General features: G+C 41.2%; 11 protein-coding genes. 6 read left to right on the top strand and 5 right to left on the bottom strand.

Annotated elements, in window-relative coordinates; genetic code table 11:
- The 6 genes from JCM12259_RS12165 to metK all read left to right on the top strand — a co-directional run.
- A partial coding sequence (locus tag JCM12259_RS12165) for a DUF4138 domain-containing protein (protein ID WP_025066644.1) occupies nucleotides 1-280 on the top strand: 280 nt, incomplete at its 5' end.
- The gene (locus JCM12259_RS12160; protein WP_025066643.1) at nucleotides 274-864 is read left to right on the top strand and encodes a conjugal transfer protein TraO; all 591 of its coding nucleotides are present in this window, start codon (nucleotides 274-276) and stop codon (nucleotides 862-864) included. The genes JCM12259_RS12165 and JCM12259_RS12160, both read left to right, overlap by 7 nt.
- A gap of 12 nt (nucleotides 865-876) precedes the next feature.
- A complete protein-coding gene (locus JCM12259_RS12155; protein WP_025066642.1) occupies nucleotides 877-1,344 on the top strand; it encodes a DUF3872 domain-containing protein in 468 nt (155 codons plus the stop codon).
- Nucleotides 1,341-1,850: a glycoside hydrolase family protein gene (locus JCM12259_RS12150; RefSeq protein ID WP_025066641.1), complete on the top strand. Its 510-nt coding sequence runs from the start codon at nucleotides 1,341-1,343 to the stop codon at nucleotides 1,848-1,850. Before JCM12259_RS12155 ends, JCM12259_RS12150 begins: the two co-directional genes overlap by 4 nt.
- A 71-nt stretch (nucleotides 1,851-1,921) precedes the next feature.
- Nucleotides 1,922-2,581: a hypothetical protein gene (locus JCM12259_RS15530; protein ID WP_234396614.1), complete on the top strand. Its 660-nt coding sequence runs from the start codon at nucleotides 1,922-1,924 to the stop codon at nucleotides 2,579-2,581.
- A 117-nt stretch (nucleotides 2,582-2,698) separates the two neighbouring features.
- Entirely contained in the window at nucleotides 2,699-3,742 is a 1,044-nt protein-coding gene (gene metK, locus JCM12259_RS12140; RefSeq protein WP_004380961.1) for a methionine adenosyltransferase, read from the top strand.
- 110 nt (nucleotides 3,743-3,852) lie between these two features.
- On the opposite strand, the gene JCM12259_RS12135 is transcribed toward metK, so the two are convergent.
- From JCM12259_RS12135 to JCM12259_RS12115, 5 genes are all read right to left on the bottom strand, one after another.
- The gene (locus JCM12259_RS12135) at nucleotides 3,853-4,071 is read right to left on the bottom strand and encodes a hypothetical protein (RefSeq protein ID WP_025066640.1); all 219 of its coding nucleotides are present in this window, start codon (nucleotides 4,069-4,071) and stop codon (nucleotides 3,853-3,855) included.
- A gap of 4 nt (nucleotides 4,072-4,075) precedes the next feature.
- Nucleotides 4,076-4,330 carry a DUF8466 domain-containing protein gene (locus JCM12259_RS12130; protein WP_025066639.1) on the bottom strand — a complete coding sequence of 85 codons (255 nt, stop codon included), beginning with the start codon at nucleotides 4,328-4,330 and terminating at the stop codon, nucleotides 4,076-4,078.
- Nucleotides 4,331-4,353: 23 nt separating this feature from the next.
- Nucleotides 4,354-5,625 (bottom strand): PcfJ domain-containing protein, encoded by a 1,272-nt coding sequence (locus JCM12259_RS12125; RefSeq protein WP_025066638.1) that lies wholly within the window; start codon nucleotides 5,623-5,625, stop codon nucleotides 4,354-4,356.
- Nucleotides 5,626-5,642: 17 nt separating this feature from the next.
- Entirely contained in the window at nucleotides 5,643-6,173 is a 531-nt protein-coding gene (locus JCM12259_RS12120) for an antirestriction protein ArdA (RefSeq protein ID WP_025066637.1), read from the bottom strand.
- 12 nt (nucleotides 6,174-6,185) lie between these two features.
- A partial coding sequence (locus JCM12259_RS12115) for a Cas9 inhibitor AcrIIA9 family protein (RefSeq protein ID WP_025066636.1) occupies nucleotides 6,186-6,427 on the bottom strand: 242 nt, incomplete at its 5' end.

The following is a 6,427-nucleotide window of genomic DNA, read 5'->3' as shown; positions in this document are numbered from 1 at the left end:
TTTTATCACATTTAAGGTGGTTGATAAGAAGATGGTAAAGCGTACCGCTATACAGGAACAAGTATTACAGCCACTTCGTGCCTATCATCAGGTGATGCAGGTGCGTGGCATGGGCAGTGAACACACAGTGTTTGCGCTCGAGCAGTTTTCTCTGGCGGAAGACAAGCAGCTTGAAGTGACGCTCTATGAGAGAAATGGCGGTCGCACACTGACCTTTTATGTAACGACAGAAGACCTGCAGCTGGCAAAAAAGATTGATAATCTCAAATTGAAATGGTAATGAAGAAGAACAATATCATTTTGACAGTATGCGTTGCGGTGGCCATGACTTTCTGTTTGCCATCGCAGGCACAGCGACTGATACCCAAGCAAAGGGGCGTAGAGGTCGTGGGGAGTGTTCCGCTTATCAAGGGAGAAAAGTTCCTTGCTGCTGGCAATTTCGGCATGGGAGCATCACTCACCCGATATTTGAGTCGTGAGAATTATACTTTTGTTATGGCAGAGTATGAACAGCAGTATATGCCGTACAGAAGTTATAACGTAAAACTCAAAGATGCACTCTTGCAGGTGGGCTATATGCACCCTGTTCTTTCCGACAGAGGCAAGAACGTATTTCTCTATAGTGGCATATCCGCTTTGGGTGGCTATGAGCAACTGAACGAGGACAAAAGGCTGCTGCCCGATGGGGCAACACTGCTCGACCGTTCCCGCTTTGTCTATGGTGGTGCCGTGCATGGTTCGGTGGAAGTGTTCCTGACGGACAGAATTCTCTTTCTTATAAAGGCGCAGGGACGTTTCCTCTTTGGAACGGACGTGCATCGTTTTCGTCCGGTTGTTTCAGCAGGACTAAGGTTAAACTTTTAAGTAGAAGAAAAGATGAAGAAGATATTGAATACGATTTGGGTAATGGGTGTGCTGACCCTTGCCGTGTTTTGCCTATCTGCTTGTGATAGGGATTTGGATGTTCAGCTGTCTTATCCTTTCACTGTCGAGACGATGCCCGTTCAGAAGGACATCGTCAAAGGACAAACGGCAGAAATCAGGTGTATGCTCAAATGGGAAGGCAACTTTGCCGACACGCGCTACACCATCAGATATTTCCAACCGGACGGGAAAGGCACGCTAAGAATGGACAATGGAGCAGTCTTCAAGCCCAACGACCGCTATCCGCTTACAAAAGATGTGTTCCGACTTTACTACACCTCCGCTTCCACAGACCGACAAACCATTGATGTGTATGTGGAGGACAACTTCGGACAGACCGTCAAGCTATCATTCAACTTCAACAACGAGAAGAATGAGGACACGCCCAAAGTGATAGTAAAAGTACCGATACGACAATGAATTTAGCCAAGACAATCATATTATTTTGTTTACTTTTAATGTGTTTCCAACCATTGTCAGCTCAAAGTAGGCGGAGGCGGCTCGCTGATCTCCCGCCCTTTGAGCGGGCGGTGGTCTGCATCAAGTATTTTGAGGGAATGCACGACAAGAAGGATTACCCATATGTCGGATATGGGCATCGACTATTGCCCGGTGAACAATTTTCTTCCAATATGTCAGAATGGCAAGCGGACTCCCTACTTCGGGCAGACCTTTGGAAATGCTTTGAGATATTCAAGAAGTACGGAAAAGATGCTTTGCTACTTGCCGTGCTGTCATATAATGTTGGTGTAGGACGAATTTTAGGTTATGGAAAACATCCAAAAAGTCAGCTGCTACGAAAGATTGAAGCTGGAGATAGAAATATCTACAAAGAACTTCTGACCTTTTGCAAATACAGAGGTAAAGTCTTGAAAGTGCTAGTTAAGCGGAGACAAGTAGAATATTTCCTATTTTTCAATCTTTAAGATTGAAGTTGAAAAAGAAGGGAAAATGGACACTTTTTCATAAAAAGACTATACCTTTGCAAGAAAACCTCATGGAAAGAATATTACCCTATGAAATTAGTTACAAATGCTTAGAAAAATGGAGATTTGTTGAAAATGGATTTTTATGGAGTCTTCTTCTATGTCCTTTTTTAACAGTACTATTACAAAAACAAAATAATGAGTTTGTTGTAAGATGTATAAACATATTATCAATAATCAATTATATATCTATAATAGGATACGCACTGCTTTATATAATTGTAGAGATTTTAATGCAGCCAATGACTGCAAGCAGTAGAAGAAAAGGGTTTATTGATAATTCTTTAGGAACTAAGTTTTTAGATCAGCCAGTTACTAATTACTATGATAATGATTCCATTAAAGTTGGAACATATAAAATGTTAGTAAACTGTTTTGAAAATTGTTTTTTCACTTTTAGCCTAGTTAAGGCTACACTATCAAGAAAATTTTTTAAAAACGTAATAATCGCATTGATTCTTATTTTCTTTACATATTATGGAATCAAGAATTTAGATGTGACAATACCTATATTACAACTTTTTCTTTCATTCTTCTTTTTAATGGACTTAGCATATCATGTTAGCTTTTATTTTAAACTACGCTCACTATTTGAAAGATTTAAATCTATTTTTTCAAAAAAAGTTATCCAAAAAGGAAACACTTCAGCAGGCATTCTATATGGTTCTTGAGTATGAATCAGCTTTAGCCTATAATAAATCATCAATCAGTAACTTAAAGTATAAGGAGATGAACGAAAAATTGACAAATGATTGGGCAGAAATAAAAAGAAATTACAACATATCATAATGAAATATACTGTAGAAAACGTCTTGCAAGGCCATCCTGATAAGATTTGTGATCAAATAAGCGATGCGTTATTAGATGAATGCCTTAAATTAAACAAATATGCTCACACTGCAATAGAATGCCTTGGTACTGGTCATAATGTTGTTGTAGGTGGAGAGATTGACGGAATTGAAGATTTAGAATTAGATGTAGTGAAAATTGTAAATGATCTGTATCACTCTATTGGATATGAAGAATTCCTTTCCGTTCAAAATTTATTAAGATGCCAATCAAGTCAACTTAAAATGGGCCTCATTAAAGATGGTGCTGGTGACCAAGGTATTATGTATGGATATGCCGTCAATAATAAATATAACTATTTACCTTATGGTGTATATTTATCAAGTTTAATAGCAAAAGAAATTGATAAGTATAGACTTAATTCCGACTATCTATTACCTGATGGAAAAATTCAAATAATAGTAAATGATAATAGGCTAGAAAAATTATCAGTTAATATTCAACATAAGGGTAAAGTCGATAAATGTTTTATGGAAAATGATATTGTGGACAATGTTTTGAGTAAATTTATTGACCCATCTGAAACAGAATTTAATATAAATCAAAACTCAAATTTTCTACAAGGTGGCTTTTTGAATGATACCGGACTAACTGGACGAAAAATCATAGTCGATACTTATGGAGGAATAGCTCCTCATGGCGGAGGAGCCTTTTCTGGCAAAGACCCAACTAAGATGGATCGAACAGCTGCATATATGGCACGTTTTGTTGCCAAAAACATTGTTGCTAACGGATTTGCAAATGAATGTACAATTTCAGTAGCGTACGCTTTTGGTGAAGAAAGGCCAATTATGTTGCAAGTTGTAACTGAGAAAAGAGATAATCATAAAATGCTGACTCAGCTAATAAATGAGAGATTTGACTTTAGACCAGAAGCTATAATAGAGCGTTTAGGATTAAGACAGTTTTCATTTTTACCTACATCTCGTTATGGTCACTTTTCAAATTCTGATTATCCATGGGAACAAGTCTATACATTATAGAAAACATCTATAATCCTGCGACTTTCTTTTGCTTCTTTTCTTTGGTCGCCTGCTCGTTCAAAGAAAAAGAAAAGAAGCCACGCAATTTTGAGGTTGCGTGGCTCATTATGTTAGGGCTTTTCAGTTGTTTCAATTATCCGCTCTTCGGGGTGGGTATTAAAAGCCCAATTGATTTGTTCATCGGGCAGTGTGCTGTGTATTCCTCTGCCCATCACCATTCCACAATCTTCAAGGATTTTCCGCTCGGCTTCTTCTCGGTCTGTGGCTGCTACCTCAAATACTCCTTCAAAAACGTATTGCGTGCGTACTCTATAAACTTTCCTTTCCATATTTTCAAAATTCAGCGATTAGTAATCTGTGTTCCATTGGCTCGCCATTCGATAGCCAACGGTGGGTTAGCCAAAAATGATGTGCACCGTAACCATAGACAAAAAACTTGTCAAGTTCCGTTTCTTGGGAGATTTGGAGGAGTGCGGTCTGCAACTCCTCCTTGTTCTCAGCTATGCTTATGGCATTGATTACTCTCACGATGATGTTGGGGATTTCGTCTGCCCAACTGCGAATAATGCCTTCTATCTGTACTTTCATATTGCTTTGTTTTATGGATTGTGTTATGCGGTTGCTCTCTGCGCTATCGTTCTCATATTCTTCTGCATCAAGGCGAGTATCTGCTCGTGGTACTCGGTGTTCTTGTTGCACACGCCACGACTTTGCACCACTTTCATAGTTTCCAATGATACCTCGATGGTCTCGATGCGCTCTCCGTCCTTTGTGGCAGAAAAGATAAGCGACTGCGGTTTGCTGTAATAGCGTGCATCATATACGCAATGGTGCATTGCTGTGCCTTCCTCCAAATGCTCCTGCACACTCTCCAAAACGTGGATGCGGATAATGCCGTCCGTAAACTCTATGCCAAAGAATTTTGCTTTGAGTTGCTTGTACTCTTGTTCGGCTTCCATTGCTTCCTTACGCTTCTTGATAATGTTCTCACGTTCTTTCATCGCTCTGCGCTTGGCTTGGTAATGGTCGTGTGCTGCTCTTAGGTCGGTGGGGCAAACGTACTTCGGACTGCGTATGTCCTTGTTGAGTGTCGCAAGCGTATCAACCATATCGCACCACAAATTGCCGTCCTCCACTTGGTAGCTGTTGCGCAAACAGATACGGATAGATGCCCAATACTTGTCAATCTTGGCATATCTGTCCCTAATGAAGTGGCGAAGTAGGGAGATTTGTCCAGACTTCAATAAGGTTTCCGCCTTGTTGTCCGTAAGAATGGAATGGAACAACTCAAAGGGGGTAAGGTCGTGGAACGCTCCCTTAAATCCGTTGCGCCTAATGTCTTTCATCACTCCATAACGTGGGTAAATGCCGTGTGGGAGTATGTCGTACAATAGTTTGTCGGGACGGATTTCCAACTTACTGCCAAACTGCCACGTATCATACCAACAACTCATCGGGCGAAGTCGTGCCAATACTGCGCTTTTGCCGTTGGGTGCCATCCAACGCTCAACCACCTCAGAACAAAATCGTCTTATCGGTTGCCCTTGCTTGCGGTACACCTCCATATAGAAGTAACGTATCACTTGGTAGCCTTTGAAGGTGGTAAGTACGCAATAGTATGCAATATCTCTAGATACCCTCTGACGTTCTGTATGTATGGTGAGTTTCGTTCCGCAATGGGGGCAAATGGTGGTCTTGCCTTTATGCCGTGTGTCCGTCCATTGGTGTCCACACTCCAAACAAGTGTGTTCGCCTTTCGTGTTGCGCTTGGCAATATGCTCAAAAAGGTGCGTATATGCCCACTGACTTTGCTTGTCGGTAATGGTGGGGAGTTGGATAGCCAACTCCGCCACTTGCTTCTGAAATTTATTTCTTGGTTTCATTTTCTGTCCTCCTTGTTTTACTCGTCACGGAATACATATCCACTCTCAAACCAATACCCCTCGTCAAAGAGTTCGTCCGCATATTTGTCATAATCGAAATATCGTTCTGCAAACTCGGATAGTTCGTGTTCCATACTTACTATTTCCCTTGCAAACTCTTCTTTGTTCACATATCTGCCTACAAAAGCGGAATTGAATTGTCTCATTAGGTAATAGACGGACTCGGTTAAATCCTTGCCGGTATTCTCTACCCATATCCAAAAGGCACTCACATTCATACCGTCCAAATTCTCCAACTCGTCCCTCAGTTCAAAGAAGTTGCTATCCAAATGCCCCTCGTCAATGAGTTCTTCGGGTATGTTCCCCCAATCTTGGAACATCAATTCGGGTTCTTCCTCGTCTTGGTGGAGTTCGTGGCATACTTCCATAAACTCGTCTTGGTCGTAACACTCTGAAAGGTCTATCCACTTACCTCTTAGTGAGCCTTCGTTGTACTTGGCGTAAGTGCCTACATAGATGCGTGCTTCGCTTAAATCGTATCGTTCCATAGTCTTTGCTTTTTAGAAGTCAAACAATGAAGGTTGTGCAACCTCTGCCGTTTCTCTCTTTTGTGGTCTTGCGTTACGGCTCTGTATCTTGGCAAGTTCCTCGCGTTGGTACTGCTTGATGGCTTCCTGCCGTGCTTCGGCTTTCTCCTCCTCCGTGAGTTCCACAATATGGTTTACTGCCACTCTGCAAGTGATAGCCTTACCCACCTCGATTTCGTCCTCGTCATAGTAATGCTTATCACGACTCGTGATAA

This window comes from Hoylesella enoeca JCM 12259, from assembly GCF_000613405.1.
Classification (GTDB): domain Bacteria; phylum Bacteroidota; class Bacteroidia; order Bacteroidales; family Bacteroidaceae; genus Prevotella; species Prevotella enoeca.
Note: the sequence above shows the minus strand (reverse complement) of the source record. Positions and strands in the feature narration are given on the sequence as shown.